Genomic DNA, 19701 nt, shown 5'->3' on the forward strand with positions numbered 1-19701 from the left:
ATGGAAAAGATCAGCATCACCTTCATTCCGAACGAGAACAAGACCATCTCCGTCGATGCGGGCAGCAACCTGTTGCGCGCGTCGCTCAGGGACAAGGGCGGTATCCCGTTCAAATGCGGCGGCGGCTTCTGTGGCACCTGCCGTTGCAAGATCGTCGAGGGGCTGGAGCACACCGACGACATCAAGGCCAAGGAGCGCAAACATCTGAGCGACGAGGATGTGGCGAATGGGTTTCGTATGGCCTGCCAGACCTTCGTCAATGGCGATGTGAAAGTCTCCTGGGGTTAGGACGGGTACAAGCCCGGAAACAAAGAAACGCAAGAAAATCAAAGGACAGCTATGTCTTACCTCAATTTCATCGGCGGGGAATGGGTTCCCGCCCTCTCCGGCGCGACTTTCGAAAACCGCAATCCCGCGGATCTGACCGATCTCATCGGTCTGTTTCCCGATGGTGGCGAAGCGGATGTGGCCGCTGCGGTCGAGACCGTGTCGAACGCCTGGCCGGAATGGGCCGCCAAGGGCCCGGAGGCGCGCGCCGATGTGCTATACAAGGCCGCCGACATCATCTCCTCGCGGATCGACGCCATCGCGGCGGAGCTGACACGCGAGGAAGGGAAAACCCTGACGGAAGCACGCAACGAGACCAGCCGGATCGCCGCGAATTTCCGCTTCTATGCTGGCGAGGCGCTGCGACTCAAGGGCGAGAGCTTTCCGATGCCCGAGGGGCAGATTGCGTTGACCCTGCGCTCTCCTGTCGGGGTCGTTGCGGTGATCACGCCGTGGAACTTCCCGCTCTCCATGGCCGCACGCAAGATTGCACCGGCGCTGGCGGCGGGCAACGGGGTGATCTTCAAACCCTCCGAGATGACGCCGCTCATGGGGCAACGTCTGGTCGAAGTCCTGCTCGATGCGGGCCTGCCGAAAGGGCTTCTGGCGCTCATCCATGGGCGCGGGCCGACGGTCGGCAAGGCGATCTCCGCGACGCCGGGGATCGACGCGCTGACCTTCACCGGCTCCTATGCCGTGGGGATGCAGATCGCGCAGGCGCTCACCACCGACACGCGCTGTCAGCTCGAAATGGGCGGCAAGAACGCCACCATCGTTCTCGGCGATGCCGATCTCGACCGTGCCGCCGACATCATCCGGCGCGGCGCTTTCGGGCTGACCGGGCAGGCCTGTACCGGCACCAGCCGGGTTCTGGTCGCGCGCGGTCATTACGACGCTTTGGTCGCAAAGCTCACCGGTGCGGCCGAGGGGATCACCATCGGCGCAGGCACGCGTGCGGGGGTCACCATGGGGCCGCTCGCCACCGAGGCGCAGCTCGACAAGGTCAAGGCTTATCTCGGCATTGCCAAACAGGAAGGCGGGCGGATCACCACGGGCGGCCTGCCCGAGGCGTCCGCCGAACTGGCCAACGGGTTCTTCGTGCGCCCCACGGTGATCGTCGATGTGCCGACGGACAGCCGTCTTCTGCGTGACGAGATCTTCGCTCCGGTGGTCGCGGTGCGCGCCATCGAAGACGTGGACGAAGCCATCGAGATCGCGGAAGACACGGAATACGGGCTGGCCGTGTCCGTCGTGTCCAACGACATGGCCTCCGTTCTGAAGATCGCGCAAAAGACTCAACATGGCGTCGTCAAGGTCAACAGCCCGACCACCGGCGTGGCGTTGAATGCGCCGTTCGGCGGCTTCAAACATTCCTCCAACCAGAGCGCGAAAGAGCAGGGCGGAGCGAATGTCATGGATTTCTACAGCCGGATCAAATCCGTCTATCTGGGGGGCTGAATGGAGCTTGTGCACGAGCTGATCGGCGGCAATCTTTTGACGCCGCATTTTATGGGCATGGTGGCCATGGTCTTCGTGGCCGCCCTTCTTCAGGGCGTGGGGGGACTTGGCTTTGCCATGTTCTCCGCGCCGATCTCTGCGCTGTTTTTCCCGGAGATGGCCCCCGGTCCCTTGCTCGTGCTGGGCGGCTGCCTGTCGGTGATGATGGTGCTGCGCGAACGCTCCGCCATCGATTTCAAATCCGCAGGCACGATGATTACGGGCCGCGTCATCGGCAATTTCATCGCCGTCTTCATCATGGCGATGCTCAGTGCCAACAGTTTCTACATCCTCTTTGCCGTGCTGATCCTGATCGGGGTGGCGCTGAGCTATAGCGGCTGGCGCATCGTCGCCAACTGGCGCACGCTGGGCTTTGCCGGGGTGATGTCGGGCATCATGGGGACGATCACCTCTTCGGGCGCACCGCCCTATGCCATCGTCATGCAAAACACCCCGCCCGCGACCCTGCGTTCGACGCTGAATTTCACCTTCTTCTTCGGGGCAACGACGTCGCTCATCCTGTTGGCGTCCATCGGGCATTTCGAGCTGCGCCAGCTTCTGCTGGGCCTCTTGCTCTTTCCGGCTCTGTTGCTGGGCTTCACTGTCTCGACGCCACTGGCGCGGCATGTGCCGAAAGGCGCGATCCGGCATGTCCTTTTGGGATTGTCGGCGCTCAGTGCGGTCGGGCTGTTGGTGCGGGCGCTGCTCTAAGGCGAGCGCCTGCCTCAATCGGCGGCTTTTTCCGGTTCCACCGCATTGTAAACGTGCCGGGAGGCCAGGATTGCGGCGAGTTCTTCGTCGCCCGCGATCACGGCCCGCAGAATATCGGCATGCTCGCGCCAGGTTTCGCGAACCTTCACCGGATCGTCCTGTTTGAACAGCATGGCTGTCTGGTCGCGCAGGGTGCGGATCAGCTCCTGAAGCGTCACGTTGCCGGAGACCTCTCCCAGAGCGATGTGAAACGCATCGTTATGGGCGCGCATCTCGCTGAAATCGCCCTTTTCAATGTCCGCCTCGCCTGCGGCCAGAACGCGTTGCAGTTCCTCGATCCGTTCAGGATCTTTGCGCCGTGCCGCAAGCCGGGCGTTCAGCGCTTCAAGCGTGGCGCGCACCTCAATCAGGTCCATTTTCTGATCCGCCGCGGGCATCGAGACAGTCGCGCCTCGCCGGGGAATGATCTTGACCAGCCCTTCGGCGGCCAGTTCGCGCAGGGCCTCGCGCACGGGCATCCGGGACACGCCCATTTCCTCGGAAATCTTGCCTTCGACAAGCCGGGTTCCCGGTTCGAATTCCGCATTCAGAATCCGTTCCCGGAGCGCATCCTTGACCATTTTCGTCAAGGGCGTGTGGGCGTCGCCAATTGCCAGAGCCATGTTGTGTCCCGTCTGTACTCGATCACGCGTCTTCATGTTATGAACCGAAGGTCTTGATGCTGATTTCGGTATACCAGAGGCAATAAGGTTTTGCCAAGCCTCTCGCATCTTCTTCGTTATGTGCCCTGTTGGGACAGGTCTTCCGGCCTGTGCTGGGGGCGGTGCGATTCTTTTGGGGGAGGCAAATCGGTGGTGAAACGATGATTGGGAGGTGGATTTTCTAGTTTGGTATACTAAAATTTGAGCACTTCTGAATGGATATCCATTTTATATACGTTTATCGCAATAAATCCGCGCAGCGCTCTTGGAATTCCGAGTATATGGTATACTAAATTGAGAGAAGAAAACGCACAACCTAAGAGACAGACCATTGAAAACAGTTCTCAGACTGCAATCCGAAGAGGCGCGCGTGATGATCACCGCCGCTGTTGAAAAATCCAAGGAAATTGGAGTGTTGGAGACGATCTGCATCGCCGACGATGGCGGTTTTCCGATCCTGATCGAACGCATGGATGGGGCGCGGGTGACCGGGCCGCAGATTTCGTGGAACAAGGCCTTCACCGCCGCCACGCACAAACGCTCCACCCATCTTTTCAACAAGGCCCCGAACGGCCCCGCGCTGCCGGGCAACGAGGCATTCGGTATCCAATTGTCCTTCGAGGGCAAGTTCGCGGTTTTTGTCGGCGGCTTTCCGATCGTGGTCGATGGCGAGGTGATCGGCGGCGTCGGTCTGTCGGGCGGCAATGGCGAACAGGACACGGCGGCGGGTGTCGCAGCCCTTCAGGCGCTGGCGGATTTGCTTGCACCGCAAGGCCACGAGGTCGTGGTCGCAGCCGACATCAAGAAGTGAGGCGGCCATGACGATCATTCGCGCGCTTCACAAGATCGAAGACGGGGGCGAAGCCGTGGTGGCTCAGGTCACTTTGGCGGAGAGCGGCGACATGTTTTGCGTCGAGCCCCATGAAACCATTCTGGCCGCTGCGCTCAAAGCGGGGGTCGATCTGGCGCATGACTGCAAGACCGGGTTTTGCGGGTCGTGTCGCATTCGTCTGCTCGAGGGTGAGGTTGCCTATGATGAGGCGCCGCTGGGGCTGAGTGAGGAGGAGCGGGGCTGCGGTTTTGCTCTGGCCTGTCAGGCCCGCGCCCGGATGAATCTGCGGGTCGCTGCGGAACTGATGCCGTTGGATCGCCCGGAGCCCACGGAGATCGTGACCGAGGTCCTGTCCGTGACACCGGTTTGCGCGGACGTCCTGCGGCTGCGGCTGCGTCCGACTGGCGGGATGCCCGCATTCCTGCCCGGGCAATATGTCAACGTGGTGACGCAGAGCGGCGCGACGCGATCTTTTTCCATTGCCTCCGCGCCGTCGGAGGGTGAGATCGACCTGCACATCCGGGTGATCCCCGGCGGGATGTTCACGGCGGGGGAACTGCCGGAGTTGCGGCCCGGTGCGCGCGTCGATTTGCACGGGCCGCACGGGCTCTTTCGTCTGCACCCGGAAGATTTCCGACCGCTTCTGCTGGTCGCGACCGGCACCGGGATTGCGCCGCTGCGCGCCATGCTGGCGGCTCTGAAGGAGGAACCGGACGGTCCGCCTGTGGCGCTGTACTGGGGTATGCGCGAGGAAGACGAGCTTTATATGGTCGATGAAATCGCGGCGCTCGGAGCGGAATTGGACGATTTCACCTTCGTGCCAGTGCTGTCGCGCGCGCCCGGGGGGGTGCATCGCGCCGGCTATGTTCAGGACGCCGTTCTGGCGGATCTGCCGGATCTGTCGGAGCATGCGATCTATCTCTGTGGCTCGCCAGAAATGATTGCCGATGCACGTGGGCGCTTCCTTGAAGCCGGGGCGAGCGTCAACCACATCTACGCCGACAGCTTTCACTTCGCGCATAATCTCTAATCCCCTCTACGCAGGGCACTACAGGGAGGCCGGGGCCCATGTCCTCGTCCGTATGGAAATATTTTCACTGGAGTTTCGCGGTCACCGGTCTGGGGATTGCGCTCTGTTTCTGGCTCGGCTGGGCCTATACCGGGCAGCTGTCCGGCATGCTCACCTTTGCCTTGATCGGGATCATTCTGTCGGCGCTGGAAATCTCGCTGAGTTTCGACAATGCCATCGTCAACGCCAACAAACTCAAGGATATGGAAGAGGTCTGGCGGCGCCGGTTTCTGACCTGGGGCATCCTCATCGCGGTCTTCGGCATGCGGATCGTTTTTCCTCTCGCCGTCGTCTCCATCGCCGCCAGCATCGGTCCCATCGAGGCACTGCGTCTCGCGGCGCGAGAGCCTGCCGACTATGCCCGGCTGATCGGGGAGGCGCATCTGTCGATTTCCGCCTTCGGGGGGACGTTCCTGATGATGGTGGCGCTGAACTATTTCATCGACCCGGAAAAAGAGGTCGACTGGCTGCGCCCGCTTGAGGATCTGTTGCGCAAATGGGCCTCTGTGCGGGGGCTCGCCATTGGATTGGTGCTTTTGATCGTGTTGCTGTTCTCCGGGCTGCTCGATACGGCGGAGCGGGCGACCTTCATGTTCGCGGCGATGGCAGGGCTCGTGACCTTCATCGCGGTTGAAACCCTGGGTCATGTGCTCGACAGCGGCGCCTCTCTAGCGAAAGGCGGTCTGGGTGCCTTCCTCTATCTTGAAGTGCTCGACGCGTCCTTCAGTTTCGACGGGGTGATCGGGGCGTTTGCCCTCACGCAGAACCTGTTTCTGATCGCCATCGGGCTCGGCATCGGGGCGATGTATGTACGCTCCATGACGATCATGCTGGTGGAAAAGCAAACCCTCACCGAGTTCCGCTATCTCGAACACGGCGCCTTCTATTCGATCCTCGTGCTGTCCTGTGTGATGTTTGCGCAGAGTCTGGTGCATATCCCGGAGGTGATCACCGGGCTGATCGGCGCGACGTTCATCGCGCTCTCGCTGCTGTCCTCGGTGCGCTACAACCGCAGACGCGGTGAGGAGACCGTGACCGCATAGACCGGAGACCTCTTCCCGGTCTGTTCTGAGGCGCTTTTCCGGAGATCCCCTTTGTCCGGAGAAGCGCCTCATTTTTTCTGCGCGATGGGAGCGGGGCGAAAGTCTTTGCCTTTTCCGGACAAGGTCTCGGGCCGATAGCCGGACAGCTCCGGCAGATCAACGATCATCAGCCGCTCTGTGGTCCCGGCTCTGGCGAGGCTCCGTCCGTCGGGCCCGGCGACGGTAGATCCGCCGCCAAATTCCAGCCCGTTGTCCGTGCCGCAGTAATTCGCATAGACGACAAAGCCCCTGAGCTCATGGGCGCGGGCGGGCACCAGCACCTCCTGCACATGTTCGTAGCCTTTGGGGTTGGCGGTCGGGACGAAAATCACTTCGACGCCGGACTGCGCAAGCGCCGCCGTGTGGCCCGGGAATTCGATGTCGTAACAGATCAGCAAGCCGCATCTGCGTCCGCACAGATCGAAGGGAGGCGCAAGTACGGTGCCGGGATCAAAGCTCGCATGTTCCATTTCGCCGAAAAGCTGGACCTTGCGGTAATGCGACAAGAGCGCCCCATGCCGGTCAATGCAAGTCGCAGCATTATAGACCTGCGCCCCGTCGCGTTCGGCCCAGCCGAGGACGAGGGCGCAACCGATTTTCGCCACCATAGCGCGCAGGGCCTGCACCCAGTCCCCGTCCAGAGGTTCGGCTGCGCTGCGATGCTTCTGGGGCTGGTTGTAGCCGGGGAGGTAAAGCTCCGGAACGATCAGAACATCCGCCGCATTGGCGCGGGCGGCGAGCAGATGCGTGCGCAGTGTCTCAAGAGAAGCGGAGGGGGAGGACTGAAGAATTGCGAGCCGCATGGCGTCTCCTGAGCTGATTTCGCTGAACGCAGATGGGCGATTACGTGCGGGGCCGGTCGGTGTGGCGGGTCAGGCGGATGGCGTGTTCGAAACGCATATGCCGGATTCCTCGATAAAGGTTTTCGTTCGGGCGGCGTGGCTGACAGTCGGTTCACGTCCGGTCGGCGAGGGCGCAAGCCGCTTGCCGAGATGTTCGAGCAGACGGCGCAGACGGTCTGATCGCCGAGGCGTCGGATGCCGACGATAGGATGAGCGCTGCTGCGGGAAAAGGCGGCGCTCGGGGGAGGCTGCGAGGAACCCAGCGGCTATTGTCCCACCGCGGTTGGGGGGCTGGGCCAAGGCGATATTGGCGCGTGTTTCCGTATCTCCGTGCCGGAATTGTGTCGGTTCGATCTGCATGATGATGGGCGTCCGGGCGGTGCGTTTGCTCCTTCATCGTGATGTGTGACGCGGGCCTGTCAAGCGCGATCGTTCGGCAGGGAGGCTTTTCCACTCCAGAACCGCCTGAGCGGCAAACACCGGATCGTCATCAGATCGGATGTCGCGATGCGTATCTCGCAGGACGAACAACTCGCTCAAGGTCTAAAGGACATCGTCCGAGTTCAGTCTACGCCTTTCCTGACGCTGGTAGGCCGGGCGCGCACCGGTAAACTCATCGCGCGGAGTGTGTGGCGATTTTAAGCTGCAAAACGGTCTTTATGTACGTTTGAGCTGATGTGCTGCTCCCGATCAGCCTCCAAAGAGATCAATGAGACCCTCGGCCAAAGCGCCCCGCCAGATCAGGTAATCATGCCCACCGGCATATTCGCGATAGGTCAGGTCCACACCCGCCATCGTCAGAATGTCGCGCAGGTGACGGCTGGTCTCAAGGATGGAGACCTCACCGGGCAGCCGCGCCGCCTCATAGAGACCCGCGGACATCCAGAGGCGCACATCTTTAGGCGCATTCTGCATCCAAAGATCGGACATATAGGGCGTGCCAACACGATCATATCCCTCGGGGGACCACCAGAACGAACCGGAGAGAACGATCGCATTGCCGAACACATCGGGGCGCTCATGCGGGAACCAGGCCGCGGCCAGCCCGCCGTAGGACGAGCCTGCGACCACGGTGCGCGCGGCGTCCGGGACGAAACCAAGATCCCGCGCGACACGCGGTAGAAGATCATCCGCCACAACCGTTAAAAAATCGCGATTGAGCGGCAATTCCCGCCCGCGCACCTCACTGTCCAGCGGGTCGATCATCACCGCCACAACCGGTGGTAGGCGGCCCTCTGCGATCAACCGGTCGAGAATCTCCGGCACCGGCGCGCGCGGGGTCTGGTAGGCCGGACCGTCGAACAGCACGAGGACAACCGTTTCGGGATCGGTCAACTCAAATCCCGCAGGCGTATAGACGTCCACGCGGCGGGTATTGCCGAGCACCTCCGAGGTGAAATCAAACCCGGAGATTGTGCCGCGCGCCTCGGGCAAGGGGCCGGTCATTCCCGGTTGCTCCGGCGCATTGGGCAAGGACAGCTCCGAGCGCTGAGACCAGATGTCAGGGGCGTCGGGATAGATCGGATGGTGGTTGAGCGGATCGGCCTGAAGCGTCGCCAAAAGCGCCACCCGGTTTTCGCGTGCGCTGCCTTTGAACTGCGGCACATCGGGGGCAATCCCATAGGTGAGACGCAGACTGTCGGGCACCTCGAAGGACGCGAACCAGATGTCGCTGCCTGCCAGTCGCGTCATCCATGTATGATCCGACGTCGGCGCGCCCCAGAGCCGGGCGTTTTTTTCCGCCCGGCGCCAGAGAAAGGTCACGATGACATGGCCGGGTCGCTCTGAGGGCTCGATCATCGGCGTGCCGTTTTGGGCGCGTTCTTTCCAGAACTGTTCTGTCGATAGACCGCTCGCGATCTCGTCCGCGAGGGCACGCAGAGTCGGGCTGAGCAGGGGGGCTGGCGCCGGTCCAATGAGCGCCTCTTGCGGCAGGACTTTGTCGAGGGTCAGGGTGCTCTCCACCGTCTCACCATCGAGATTGAGGATCTGCAACGCGAAGGCCCCTTGCGGCATGACGAACTGAAATTGTCCGTTGCCGGTGTTGCGCGCCAAGAGCAGACGTATCTGGGTCCCGTCTTTGGAGAGGAGTGCCAGATCGACCGGGCTTTTGCCGCTGTTCAGATGACCGATCACATAGCTTCCCGGCACAGCCGAAAGGGGAAAGCGCGCGCTTTCCCCTGAATCGATCCGGGTCGTTTGCGGAGATGGGACGGAGAGGGATGTGGTCATGGGTGTCATATCTTCGCCATACAGGGGGGTGGCGAGCGCTGCCAGCAGCAGCGCCCCCCAGATTTTACCATTCATAGCTGATACTCGCCTGAATGTTGCGACCCTCGCCGAGCCAGCAATAGCTGCGGACGCAGGAGGCGACATAGCGCTCGTCGGTCAAGTTCTGGATCGACAGATTGGCACTGACGCCTTCGGCCGATTGCCAGATTTCCCCGAGATCGATCCCGAGACCGGCATCAAACAGCGTGTAGGACGGCACGGAGAGCGTATTGGCGCTGTTGGCATAGCTGCTGCCGGTATAGCGCGCGCCCAAAGATACGTCGAAGGCGTCATTGACAGCATATTTCACCCAAAGCGCGGCCTGTTCGGTCGGCACGGCGGTGAAGGTGTTGCCCTTGTCATCGCCGCTTTCATAGGTCGCGTCGGCGTTGAAATAAGAGCCGATGATCGAGAGACGGTCGGTCAGCTCGCCGCGCGCTTCGATCTCGAAGCCTTTGGAACGGATTTCCCCGATCTGGACGGTTTCATCCGTGACCGGATCGCTTTCGGTGATGTTCTTTTTCGTGATGTCGAAATAGGCGGCCGAGACGAGGAAGCGTTTGTCAGCAGACTGCCATTTCGCACCGATTTCCCATTGCTCGCCCGTCGTCGGCTTGAAGGTCGCCTCGCCATTGTCATCCAGAGATGTCACCGGTTCGAACGAGGTCGCATAGCTGACATAGGGCACCAGACCGAAAGCCGTCGTGTAGCTCAGAGCCGCGCGCCCGGTGAAGGCCTCGTCCTCATAGGTTCCGTCGCTCGACCCGTTCCATGTCGCCACGGTCTTGGTCCAGTCATAGCGCCCGCCCACGAGCAGAGCCCAATCGCCGAAGGTGATGCGATCCTGGGCATAAACACCGGTTTGGGTCAGATCTGAGGTGGAGGTGTAGCTATATGCGTCCAACGTCATCGCTGCGATGTCCGACGCCGTAGGGTAGTTCATATCGACGACGCTGAAGACATAGAGGTCGGTCGCGGAGCGTGCATAGGAGCTGTCGACTTCGTTTTTCAGGTAGTCCATTCCGAAGGTCAGATCATGGGTCAGCGCGCCGGTTTGCATCTGGCCGGTGATGTTCACATCGCCGGCAAGTGTTTTGGCGCTGTCCTCGCTGAGGAAACGGTAGAGATAGAAGTCGCTGTCATCCGTGCCGTAATTGACCGGGTCCCACATGCCGACCTGTGTCTGGCTGATCTCAAGTTCGGTGTAGCGCAGGCTGTGATCGAGTTTCCAGCCGTTGCCCAGCTCATGTTCGATCTCATAGCCCACGGATTTGGTCTCGCGCTCGACACTGTCGTAATCCGGCGCATAGGATTGGAAATCATCGTCCAAAAGGATGCCATCTTCGGTCGGCTCGACGATCCCGTAATAAGGCATGAAGCCCCGGTTCCCGGCATCGGGTTCGTTCTGATACAGCGCTGTGACGGTGACTTTGGTCGCATCCGACACGGCCCATTCCAGAGAGGGCGCGATGAAGAACCTGTTCTGGTCGAAATCGCCTTGCAGGTTCTTCTGCCAGGCCGAGCCGACAAAGCGGTATGTCAGACGCCCTTCGTCATCGAGCGTGCCCTGAAAATCGCCGCTGAACCGCATGTATTCGTCTGAACCGACGGCAACCTCGACGCGGTTGCTTTCGCCATCGGTCGGTTTTTTCGATGTCATGGCAATCAGACCGCCCGGCGTCACCTGACCATAGGCCACGGAGTTCGGACCTTTGACCACTTCGATGCGCTCCAGGTAGAACGGGTCGAGCTGGGCGTGAATGCCGCGCCCGAAGGACAAGCCGTCGAGGAATGTCGGCACAAAAGTCCGGTCGCCAAAGCCGCGTACCTGAGTCTCATCCGACAGGTTCGAACTGCCGCGATATTCGGCGGAGACACCGGCGGTGTACCGCAGCGCCTCGGCCACGGAGGTCGCGCCCTGATCTTCCATCTGCTCCTGACCGATCACGTTCACCGTCACCGGGGTCTCAACCAATTCGAGATTGGTTCCCGTCGCAGAGGTGCTTCCCTCGGCGGCATAGCCTTCGACCGGGCCGTTGCCGTTATCCGAATCGAGGCTGATCAGGATTGGCTCCAGGCCAATCGTCTGCTCCGCAAACAAAGGGCTGACAATTGCCGTGGAAGCCATCAGGCCCGCAAGAGTTAGGGTCAGGCCCCGTTTCATTTTCGTCATGATCCACATCTGTCCATTGAAGCCGCTTTTGGCGCAGGCTGGCATTCGAGCGGACCTTGGCTGTACGGATTATCTTGAGTTATTTAGTCAGGATTTATATCTTTCGATCGGACAGAGGTCCACTTGTCAGATCTCGGTCAGGGCGACTTTCACCTTTGCGCCAGCGACATCACAGACGGAACAGAACACCATGAGCGTAGACCGCTTCCCCGGAGAATTTCGCATCGGAGTCCTGGATCAGGACAAAGCCCGGGTCGAAAACGGCACGGAACAGGAATTGGAACCCAAATTCCAGCTCCTGATCCTGCTCGGCGGGCGGCATGTCTTTACCATCGGAACACAAGGTTTCGACCTTGATGCGCAAAACAAGCCGGATGCATTGATGATGAACATCAAGCAAGCCACAACCCTGCGCCATATCGAAAGCTATGGGCATCCCTATCGTAAACTCGCGATCGCGACACCGTTAGGTTGGGTGGATGAAATGGGTGGGGTGCCGCCAGGCATGAAAAGCGGCGGCAATACGTTTCGCCAATGGCATCCCGGTCGCGAAACCATCCGTCTTGCCACTCAGATCGTTGCGCCACCGCCTCAGGCCTCGGGGGCCCAGACCGGGCTCTACCGCATGTCGCGCGGTCTGGAGCTTTTGCGACGTCTCCTGGTGCAGGATGCAAACCTCGAAGCGGCCGCCTCATCGACGGCAGAGCGGACCCGACTTTATCTGCTCGACCGACTGTCGCAGCCCCTCGATATGGATCATCTGGAACACCAGATCGGGTTGAATCGCCGCTCGCTACAACGCCAGTTCAAAACGGCTTATGGTCTCACGATCCGCGATTTCCTGCGCCAGGAACGCTTGGCTCATGCCTACCGGGCCCTGAGCGAAGATGGTGTGAGCATTGCGCAAGCTGCGCATCTCGCCGGATATGCGACACCGGAGAATTTCACCACAGCCTTCCGGCGTGAGTATAACATTCTGCCTCACACTCTGCGCAACAATGTCATCTGACCCGTTTCCATGACGCCAGATCCCTTTTTTGCGCTCATGTGTGTCGATATGCCGTTACTCGCGTGACACGAGATTGCGCGAGGATGGGAAGAGGCTCTCAAAGCGCTCTTGTCGGGGCGTCCGAGGGGCCGATGGTGCCGTTGATCTGGGGCGATCCGGGGTGCATTCATATACTCCATATATTGGAAACGCTCGGGTGGCGAAGGGCGCTTTCGAAAAGCAAGCTGTTGCTCGCAGTTCGGGCTTGGTATAATGCAACCGGTCTGGTCCGCCTGCCCGAAATGAGATTGACGGGTACGGGGTGAAAGAGAGCAAGTGTTTGAAACCTATGCGGTAAATTCAGGCGCTCATCATACTGGAAGATGTCAAGTGATTGAAAAAAATGCAAAACTTTCCGTCGCGCCGATGATGGATTGGACCGATCGTCATTGCCGGTATTTTCACCGCCTGATGTCGCGGGAGGCGTTGCTTTATACGGAGATGGTGACCGCACCGGCTCTGGTGCGGGGCGGCGCTTTGCATTTGCTCGGGTATAATCCCGAGGAGCATCCCGTGGCGGTGCAGCTTGGTGGCTCGGAGCCCGGGGAATTGGCCGAGGCGACGAAGCTATGTGTGGCGGAGGGCTATGACGAGGTGAATCTCAATGTCGGATGTCCGTCGGATCGGGTGCAGTCCGGCTGTTTTGGCGCGGTTTTGATGAAGTCGCCGGATTTGGTGGCGGAGTGCGTGACGGCGATGCAGGCCGCAGCTGGGGATGTCCCTGTGACGGTCAAATGCCGCATCGGGGTGGATGATCAGGAGCCGTCTGAGGTGCTGCCCGCGTTTCTGGCGAAGATGCGCGACGCGGGCGTGACGCGGATCACGGTGCATGCGCGCAAGGCCTGGCTCGAAGGCCTGTCGCCCAAGGAAAACCGCGATATTCCGCCGCTGGATTACGCTCTGGTGCATGAGATGAAACAGGCTTTTCCCGAGTTGCATCTGTCGATCAATGGAGGCGTGCAAAGCCTAGATGCGGTCGAGGAGGAATTGGCGCATATGGACGGGGTCATGGTCGGGCGAGCGGCCTATCATCAGCCTTACGACATTCTCGGAACCGCCGATCAGCGGGTTTTCGGTCGGGAGGCCGATCCGCTCAGTCGTCATGACGTGGTGCTGGCGATGGAAGATTACATCGGACGACACATCGCGGCGGGGGGCAAACTGGCGCAGGTCACGCGCCACATGCTGGGCCTCTTTGCAGGTCAGCCGGGCGCGCGGCGCTGGAAACGCGTGCTGTCCGAGGGGGCGCATAAAGAGGGCGCGGGCTTCGATTTGGTGCGTGAGGCTTTGCCAAGGTAATCCTCTTCGGCAAAGCCTTGCGCTGGCGGTATGTTGAGCGTCAGCCCAGAAACAGGTGATCCAGAAGAATGGATGTGCCGATCCCGATCAAGATCATCCCGCCAATGATTTCGATCACCTTGCCGAAGCGTGCCCCCAGAGCATGACCCGCCAGTGTGCCGGTCGCGGTCATCGCCATGGTGGTCGCACCGATGACCAATGCGATGGTCAGGATATTGACGTCGAGAAAGGCCAGAGAGATGCCGACGGCCATGGCGTCGATCGAGGTGCCGATGGCGGTCACCAGAAGCGCGATAAACGTGGCACGTGTCGCGCGCGGGGGCGTGCTGTTTCCGTCGCCGCTGTAGGCATGGAAGATAATGTGAAGCCCGACGGCGGTCAGCAGGAAGAAGGCGATCCAGTGATCGAAAATCCGGATATAGGTGCTGGCGGCCATGCCGAGGGACCAGCCGATGAGCGGGGTGATCATTTCGACCACGCCAAAGACCGCGCCGGTCTTGAGTGCGGTGCGCATGTCTCTGCGCTCGTTGGAGGCGCCGCGACCGATGGCGGCGACGAAAGCGTCGATGGACATGGTAAAGGCCAGAAGTCCGATGGCGATCGGCGTCATGATGATATATCCTCAAGGGCAGAAACCGGGCGAGGTGACGGACTCCGCCCGCAGAGGTCCTCTCGCCACGGTCTTGCAAGGCCTTGGGGAAGACTTCCCCGGGCTGAACGCGCCACGCAGGCCGCGTCTGGCGCGATCTGCGAGGATGTTGACGCGCTCCCATCCGATCGCTCGAATGTTTGCTACTCCCCGATGTATTTCCGTATATTGTATACCAATTTTTGCTGCAAGTCCGAAAAAGCGATTTTGTCGGATATTTTTCGCCGGGAAGTTTCCGCCAGATTTTGAACTCCGGCGGAGAGAGGTGAGACGTAGGGAGAGGCACGTCGCGATTTGTGTCTAAGCAATGCCCCGCTCTGATCTCACCCCGGTTTTCCGCGTCCGGTCTCCGGATGTTCCGGCTCAATTTCCACCACGCTTTCGGGCGTTGCCGTGGGCTGCTCCACCGGGCGCTGTCTCCGAACGGTTTGCGAGGCGCGCTCGGCGTCAAATGTGTCGGGTCCGGCCCAGCTCTCCGTTCCTGTCGTCCAGACGAACTCCGGGTTCTTCGCGCGCTTGGCTTCGCGGCGCAGGCGATAATCTTCGGCGGCCGCACTTTGGATGCCTATGCGGGTCATCAGGCGCATCGCCGCGTGATGGACGAAGACCCAGAACCACACGCGCGCGGCCAGCATCGCGGGGGTAAAGACCAAGGTCAGGACCGTGGCGATGCCGAGGCCGAAAACGACGGCGGTGGCGAGGTTGGTCCAGAACTGCGCCGTGGGCGAGTTGATCGTATAGCCACCGCCGATGAAGTCGAGCGAGACCGCAAACATCATCGGCGTCAGCCCCGCCATCGTGGTGATCGTGGTCAGAAGCACCGGGCGGATGCGATCCTCTGCGGTGCGGATGATGGCCTCGATCTTGGGCATGTAGCGGGCATATTCCTGATAGGTATCAATGAGAACGATGTTGTTGTTCACCACGATCCCCGCCAGCGCCACCACGCCCGTGCCGGTCATGATCATGCCAAAGGTCATGTCCATGACCATCAGGCCGATGAGCACGCCTGCCGTCGACATGACAACGGCCAGAAGCACCAGAACCGAGTTGTAGAAGCTGTTGAACTGCGCCAAGAGGATGATGAACATGAGCGCCAGTGCGGCGCCGAAGGCCTTGCCGAGGAAGGCCCCGGTTTCCTTCTGTTCCTCATCGTCGCCGGTCCATTCCCACGTCACACCTTGGGGCAGAGGAGTGTCGTCCTCAAGCCATACGGTCAGCGTTTCGATCCGTTCGGTCGGTGTGATCGTGACGCCATCGTCGCGGGTCAGGCCGCTGTCAACGGCGGCCTTCACGTCATAATAGCGCTGCTGATCGACGCGGGAAATGGAGGCGAGTTTCGCGACCGGTTCGCGGGTGATGAAATTCGACAAAGGCACCAGACCGTCCGTGGTGCGCACTTTCAAACTGTCCAGCGTCGAGAGCACGCGGAACTCTTCGGGCAGGCGCACGCGAATCTCGATTTCCTCGTCCGAACTGTCGACCCGCATGGTGTCGAGCAGGATGCCGCGGGTCACGAGCTGGATCATCCCGCCGACGGTTGCCACATCCGCACCAAACCGCCCGGCTTTCTCCACATCCACGTCGATCTGCCAGTCGATGCCGGGCAGGGGCCGCGTGTCTTCGATGTCGGCCAGTGCCACCGTCTCGTCGAACTTGGCGCGCACGATCTCGGTCGCGGCTTCCAGCGTGTCGAAATCGTCGGCCTTGAGCCGAAGGTGAACGGGTTTCGCGGAGGCTGGCCCCATGGAGAGGTTCAGCGTTTCTGTATAGATGCCCGGCAGCCTTGCGAGTTTTTCTTCGAGCTGCGCCAGCACATAATCGCCGTCATATTCCGCGCTGACATGGGTGTTTTTGAAAAACAGGAACCCGTCTTCCGTGGTGGTCGGCCGGTCGTCCCAGGGGATCAGCTCGACCTGAATTTGCCCGATCGTGTCGCGCGGCGCGGAGGTGCCGCCGGTGTTGGAATTGAGCCCTCCGTCGCCCGCAAAGACGAAGGCATTGTCGACACCGGGCTGGGCGAGCACGATGTCCTCCGCTTGCCGCACCAGCGCGTCTTTCTCGGCGACGGACAGGTTGCCGCGCGCTTTGACATAGATGATTGCCTGTTCCGGTTCGGTGGCGGCGAAGAATTCGACGCCTTTGTTGTGAGAGCCGTAATAGGAGAAGACCGCGAAGACCGCGCCAATCACCGCAAGGATGGTGACGGGCGGCATGATCGGGTTCGCCGTGATGAATTGGATCACATGGCCGAAGGGGGTGCGCTTATAGCCGGATTCGACCTTTTTCGGCGCTTTCTCGATGCGCAGCGCGCCGAGCGTGATGGAACTCAGTGAGCCGCCAAGAAAGATCAGCACCAGTGCGAGCAGGAAGCTTTCGCGCAGGAACAGGAAGAGGCCCACGCCGAGGATGGCCAGAGACAGGGCGGCGAGGACAAGGCGGAGCACGCGAGCCGTATGATCATGCAGCAGATCGGAGATCTGGCTGTAAAACCGCGCGATCCGGCCCGTGACCCCGCCCATGACCGGCAGGTAGATCAGAGCCACGATCAGCGAGGCGGAGAGCACGAAAATGATCGTGACCGGCAGCATCCCCATGAACTCGCCCGCCACCCCCGGCCAGAACAGCATCGGCAGAAAGGCGCAAAGCGTGGTGGCGGTCGAGGACACGATGGGCCAGAACATCCGCTTGGCGGCCTCGACAAAAGCGGTCATCGGGCCTTCGCCCTCGTCCATCTTGCGGTCGGCATATTCGACCACGACGATGGCCCCGTCGACCAGCATGCCGACGGCGAGGATCAACCCGAACATGACGATGTTGGAGATCGTAATGTCCATCAGGCCCAGAAGAATGAAACACAGAAGGAAAGACGTCGGGATCGCGAAGCCCACCAGCAGGGAAGAGCGGATGCCCAAAGCGGCCAGAACCACGATCATCACAAGCGCAATCGCGGTCAGAACCGAGCCTTCGAGCTGGCTCACCATCGACGAGACCTGCGTCGACTGGTCGTTCGAGGCGCCGACCGTGATCGCCTGTTGCAGCGGTTCGGGCCAGCTTTCGTATTCGGCCTGTACCGCCCCCTTGACCAGCGCAACCGTGTCGATCACCGGGTAGCCTTTGCGCTTGACCACCTGAAGCGCGACGGTGCTCTCGCCGTTGAACCGCGCCGTGCCCGCCCGGTCCTCGAAGGTCAGGCGAATGTCCGCCAGATCGCCCAGCGTCACCACCCGGTCGCCATTGACTTTGACGGGAAGCGCCATGACATCGCGCTGATCGTTGAAGCTCGACGGGATTTTGATCGAGAACGTGCCCTGATCGGTCTCGATCTCGCCCGCCGCCACGAGCTGGTTGTTGTTGGTGACAACGCTGATCAGTTCGCCCGCTGTGACGTTGTAGCTTTCGAGCCTAAGCGGGTCGATCACCACTTCGAGCATCTCGTCGCGATGGCCGGTGAGCTGAGCCTCCAACACCGGTTCCAGCCCTTCAAGCCGGTCCTGCATCGACTTGGCGTATTGCACCAGTGTGCGTTCCGGCACCGGGCCGGTGAGGTTGACGATCAGGATCGGGAATTCGGAGAAATTCACCTCCGAAATGGTGTAATTGTCCGCCCCATCCGGGAAATCCGCCTGCACCCGGCCCATGCGGTCGCGCACGTCTGCAATGATCTTGGTCTTGTCCCAGCCAAATTCGAACTCAAGCCAGATGCCCGCGTAATTCTCGGCGGCGGTGGCCGACATGGTGTCGAGCCCGTCGAGATCCGACAGCTCCGTCTCCATCGGCTTGATCAGAAGCTTCTCTGAGTCCTCGGCGGAAATGCCGGGGAATTGCACCGAAACGTAAAGGCCGGGAATCTCGATGTCCGGCTCGCCCTCTTTCGGCAGGCTGACATAGGCATAGGCCCCTGCGATCAGGGTGAGCGCCACGAAGGCGAGGATCATCCGGGCATGGCGCCCGGCCCAGTCGACGAGACCGGTCATTGTTCGGTCTCCGTCTTGGAGGTTGCCTCGGTCTCATCTTCGAAATGCGGGTCGATCAAAACACCCTCGCGCACGAACTCCTGACCGACGGTGATGATGTCCGCCTCTTCCGGCAGGCCCGCGACCCAGATGCCTTCGCGCGTGTCGCGCAGCACCCTGACCGGGGCGAAAACCACAAGATTGTCCGGCCCCACAAGGCGCAGCCCGATCAGCCCGTCGTCATTCAGCGTCAGCGAGGATTGCGCCACCAGATGCGCCATTTCGCCCTCGGCCCGGATCGCAAGCTCGACGGTCTGGCCGTCGCGGATGGCAAACTCGGGGTTCGGCACTTCGACCTCGACGCGGAAGGTGCGGGTGGCGGCATCGGCGGAGCGGGCGAGGTAAGTGACCTGTCCCGTGACAGTGTCGCCGGAAATCAGCCGCGCCCCCGCGAGCGCCCCGATTTTGATCTCATCGACCTCGGTCTCGGGCGCATAGCCCACAAGTTTCATCGGGTCGAGTTGAATGACCGTGGCACAGGCCGCACCCGCCGAGAGATAGGTGCCAAGCTCGGCCGTATCGCTTTCCAGCAATCCCGCGAAGGGGGCCTTGATTTCGAGGTTCTCGATGTCGCGTTTGGCCTGCGCCAGAGCGGCGCGCGCGCTTTCGACACCGGCCTCGGCGGAGAGAATCTGGGTTTCCGAGGCATAGCCCCCGGCGGCGAGTTTGCGGGCATTGCCAAGCGCCACTTCGGCCTCGGCGAGCGCGGCCTGAGCCTGCGCCAGCGTGGCGTCGCGGGTGCCGCGATCGATCTGGCACAGGAGCTGGCCTGTCTCGACAAGTGTGCCTTTGCGCAGCGGCTCGTTGACCACGCGCCCGGCGGTTTCGGCCGTGACCGTTACCTCGCGCGTGGCTTCCGTTTCGCCGCGCAGCACCACGGCGCTGTCGAGCGGTTCAGCCAAGGAATGCCGGGCCACGACAGAGACCGCATGTGCCTCCGTGCGGGTCTTTTCCGCAGGGGGGGCGACATCGGCTTGGGGGGCGGCGGCGTCGGACGCGCCAGTCGCGGGTGTTGCGTTCAGTCGGTCGCGCTCGAAGATGAACAGATAGAGCGCGATGGTGACGAGAAGGGCGATGAGTATGGAAACGATGCGCATGTGTCTGTTGCTGTCCTTGTGGGGCTGCGGCGGGCTGTGCTGATATCCGGTTGTTCGTCAGGGTGGGGGTGCCGCCCTGAGAGTTAA

At 61.2% G+C, this 19701-nt stretch carries 15 protein-coding genes; 8 read left to right on the top strand and 7 right to left on the bottom strand.

Translation table 11 applies throughout. The features are described 5' to 3' along the window. From V1475_RS12655 to V1475_RS12665, 3 genes are read left to right on the top strand one after another with little or no spacing between them, the layout of a single operon-like run. Window positions 1–288 (top strand): 2Fe-2S iron-sulfur cluster-binding protein, encoded by a 288-nt coding sequence (locus V1475_RS12655; RefSeq protein ID WP_434287464.1) that lies wholly within the window; start codon window positions 1–3, stop codon window positions 286–288. A 51-nt stretch (window positions 289–339) separates the two neighbouring features. Beyond that, on the top strand, window positions 340–1785 hold the full coding sequence (locus V1475_RS12660) for an aldehyde dehydrogenase family protein (protein ID WP_479413025.1): 1446 nt from the start codon (window positions 340–342) through the stop codon (window positions 1783–1785). Continuing rightward, window positions 1786–2535, top strand: a complete 750-nt coding sequence (locus V1475_RS12665) for a sulfite exporter TauE/SafE family protein (RefSeq protein ID WP_434287462.1) — start codon at window positions 1786–1788, stop codon at window positions 2533–2535. 14 nt (window positions 2536–2549) lie between these two features. Here V1475_RS12665 and V1475_RS12670 read toward each other — a convergent pair whose 3' ends face one another. Continuing rightward, the gene (locus tag V1475_RS12670; RefSeq protein WP_434287461.1) at window positions 2550–3197 is read right to left on the bottom strand and encodes a GntR family transcriptional regulator; all 648 of its coding nucleotides are present in this window, start codon (window positions 3195–3197) and stop codon (window positions 2550–2552) included. Between the two features lie 370 nt (window positions 3198–3567). Between V1475_RS12670 and V1475_RS12675 the strand changes: the two genes are divergently transcribed. Genes V1475_RS12675 through V1475_RS12685 form a run of 3 tightly spaced genes read left to right on the top strand, consistent with a single transcriptional unit; the run spans window position 3568 to window position 6180 of the window. Further along, on the top strand, window positions 3568–4047 hold the full coding sequence (locus tag V1475_RS12675) for a GlcG/HbpS family heme-binding protein (protein ID WP_479413026.1): 480 nt from the start codon (window positions 3568–3570) through the stop codon (window positions 4045–4047). Between the two features lie 7 nt (window positions 4048–4054). After that, complete coding sequence (locus V1475_RS12680; RefSeq protein ID WP_479413027.1) at window positions 4055–5098, top strand: 2Fe-2S iron-sulfur cluster-binding protein; 1044 nt, start codon at window positions 4055–4057, stop codon at window positions 5096–5098. A 38-nt stretch (window positions 5099–5136) separates the two neighbouring features. Then, a complete protein-coding gene (locus V1475_RS12685) occupies window positions 5137–6180 on the top strand; it encodes a DUF475 domain-containing protein (protein ID WP_479413028.1) in 1044 nt (347 codons plus the stop codon). Window positions 6181–6248: 68 nt separating this feature from the next. On the opposite strand, the gene V1475_RS12690 is transcribed toward V1475_RS12685, so the two are convergent. The 3 genes from V1475_RS12690 to V1475_RS12700 form a co-directional block, all read right to left on the bottom strand. Next, window positions 6249–7022 (bottom strand): carbon-nitrogen hydrolase family protein, encoded by a 774-nt coding sequence (locus V1475_RS12690; protein WP_479413029.1) that lies wholly within the window; start codon window positions 7020–7022, stop codon window positions 6249–6251. Between the two features lie 729 nt (window positions 7023–7751). Next, window positions 7752–9368 carry an enterochelin esterase gene (gene fes, locus V1475_RS12695; RefSeq protein ID WP_479413030.1) on the bottom strand — a complete coding sequence of 539 codons (1617 nt, stop codon included), beginning with the start codon at window positions 9366–9368 and terminating at the stop codon, window positions 7752–7754. Then, a complete protein-coding gene (locus V1475_RS12700; RefSeq protein ID WP_479413031.1) occupies window positions 9358–11505 on the bottom strand; it encodes a TonB-dependent siderophore receptor in 2148 nt (715 codons plus the stop codon). The genes fes and V1475_RS12700 overlap by 11 nt, the downstream gene beginning before the upstream one ends. Between V1475_RS12700 and V1475_RS12705 the strand changes: the two genes are divergently transcribed. Together V1475_RS12705 and dusA are read left to right on the top strand one after the other, a co-directional pair. Continuing rightward, window positions 11504–12514 (top strand): helix-turn-helix transcriptional regulator, encoded by a 1011-nt coding sequence (locus V1475_RS12705; protein WP_479413032.1) that lies wholly within the window; start codon window positions 11504–11506, stop codon window positions 12512–12514. The genes V1475_RS12700 and V1475_RS12705 overlap by 2 nt on opposite strands. A gap of 369 nt (window positions 12515–12883) precedes the next feature. Beyond that, window positions 12884–13852 carry a tRNA dihydrouridine(20/20a) synthase DusA gene (dusA, locus tag V1475_RS12710; RefSeq protein WP_479413033.1) on the top strand — a complete coding sequence of 323 codons (969 nt, stop codon included), beginning with the start codon at window positions 12884–12886 and terminating at the stop codon, window positions 13850–13852. Between the two features lie 40 nt (window positions 13853–13892). Here the strand turns inward: dusA and V1475_RS12715 are convergent, their stop codons facing one another. The 3 genes from V1475_RS12715 to V1475_RS12725 all read right to left on the bottom strand — a co-directional run bounded on the left by V1475_RS12715 (window position 13893) and on the right by V1475_RS12725 (window position 19614). Then, window positions 13893–14462, bottom strand: a complete 570-nt coding sequence (locus V1475_RS12715; protein WP_479413034.1) for a manganese efflux pump MntP — start codon at window positions 14460–14462, stop codon at window positions 13893–13895. Window positions 14463–14824: 362 nt separating this feature from the next. Beyond that, window positions 14825–18478 carry an efflux RND transporter permease subunit gene (locus V1475_RS12720; protein ID WP_479413035.1) on the bottom strand — a complete coding sequence of 1218 codons (3654 nt, stop codon included), beginning with the start codon at window positions 18476–18478 and terminating at the stop codon, window positions 14825–14827. Then, window positions 18475–19614, bottom strand: coding sequence for an efflux RND transporter periplasmic adaptor subunit (locus tag V1475_RS12725; RefSeq protein ID WP_479413036.1), 1140 nt, complete (start codon window positions 19612–19614; stop codon window positions 18475–18477). Before V1475_RS12725 ends, V1475_RS12720 begins: the two co-directional genes overlap by 4 nt. Between the last annotated feature and the right edge of the window lie 87 nt (window positions 19615–19701).

This window comes from Celeribacter sp. SCSIO 80838, from assembly GCF_056498065.1.

Excerpts from the sequence above, each read along its gene's own strand:
- V1475_RS12655 (WP_434287464.1), top strand. The coding sequence starts at position 1 with ATGGAAAAGATCAGCATCACCTTCATTCCGAACGAGAACAAGACCATC.
- V1475_RS12660 (WP_479413025.1), top strand. The coding sequence starts at position 340 with ATGTCTTACCTCAATTTCATCGGCGGGGAATGGGTTCCCGCCCTCTCC.
- V1475_RS12665 (WP_434287462.1), top strand. The coding sequence starts at position 1,786 with ATGGAGCTTGTGCACGAGCTGATCGGCGGCAATCTTTTGACGCCGCAT.
- V1475_RS12670 (WP_434287461.1), bottom strand. The coding sequence starts at position 3,197 with ATGGCTCTGGCAATTGGCGACGCCCACACGCCCTTGACGAAAATGGTC.
- V1475_RS12680 (WP_479413027.1), top strand. The coding sequence starts at position 4,055 with ATGACGATCATTCGCGCGCTTCACAAGATCGAAGACGGGGGCGAAGCC.
- V1475_RS12685 (WP_479413028.1), top strand. The coding sequence starts at position 5,137 with ATGTCCTCGTCCGTATGGAAATATTTTCACTGGAGTTTCGCGGTCACC.
- V1475_RS12690 (WP_479413029.1), bottom strand. The coding sequence starts at position 7,022 with ATGCGGCTCGCAATTCTTCAGTCCTCCCCCTCCGCTTCTCTTGAGACA.
- fes (WP_479413030.1), bottom strand. The coding sequence starts at position 9,368 with ATGAATGGTAAAATCTGGGGGGCGCTGCTGCTGGCAGCGCTCGCCACC.
- V1475_RS12705 (WP_479413032.1), top strand. The coding sequence starts at position 11,504 with ATGATCCACATCTGTCCATTGAAGCCGCTTTTGGCGCAGGCTGGCATT.
- V1475_RS12700 (WP_479413031.1), bottom strand. The coding sequence starts at position 11,505 with ATGACGAAAATGAAACGGGGCCTGACCCTAACTCTTGCGGGCCTGATG.
- V1475_RS12715 (WP_479413034.1), bottom strand. The coding sequence starts at position 14,462 with ATGACGCCGATCGCCATCGGACTTCTGGCCTTTACCATGTCCATCGAC.
- V1475_RS12720 (WP_479413035.1), bottom strand. The coding sequence starts at position 18,478 with ATGACCGGTCTCGTCGACTGGGCCGGGCGCCATGCCCGGATGATCCTC.
- V1475_RS12725 (WP_479413036.1), bottom strand. The coding sequence starts at position 19,614 with ATGCGCATCGTTTCCATACTCATCGCCCTTCTCGTCACCATCGCGCTC.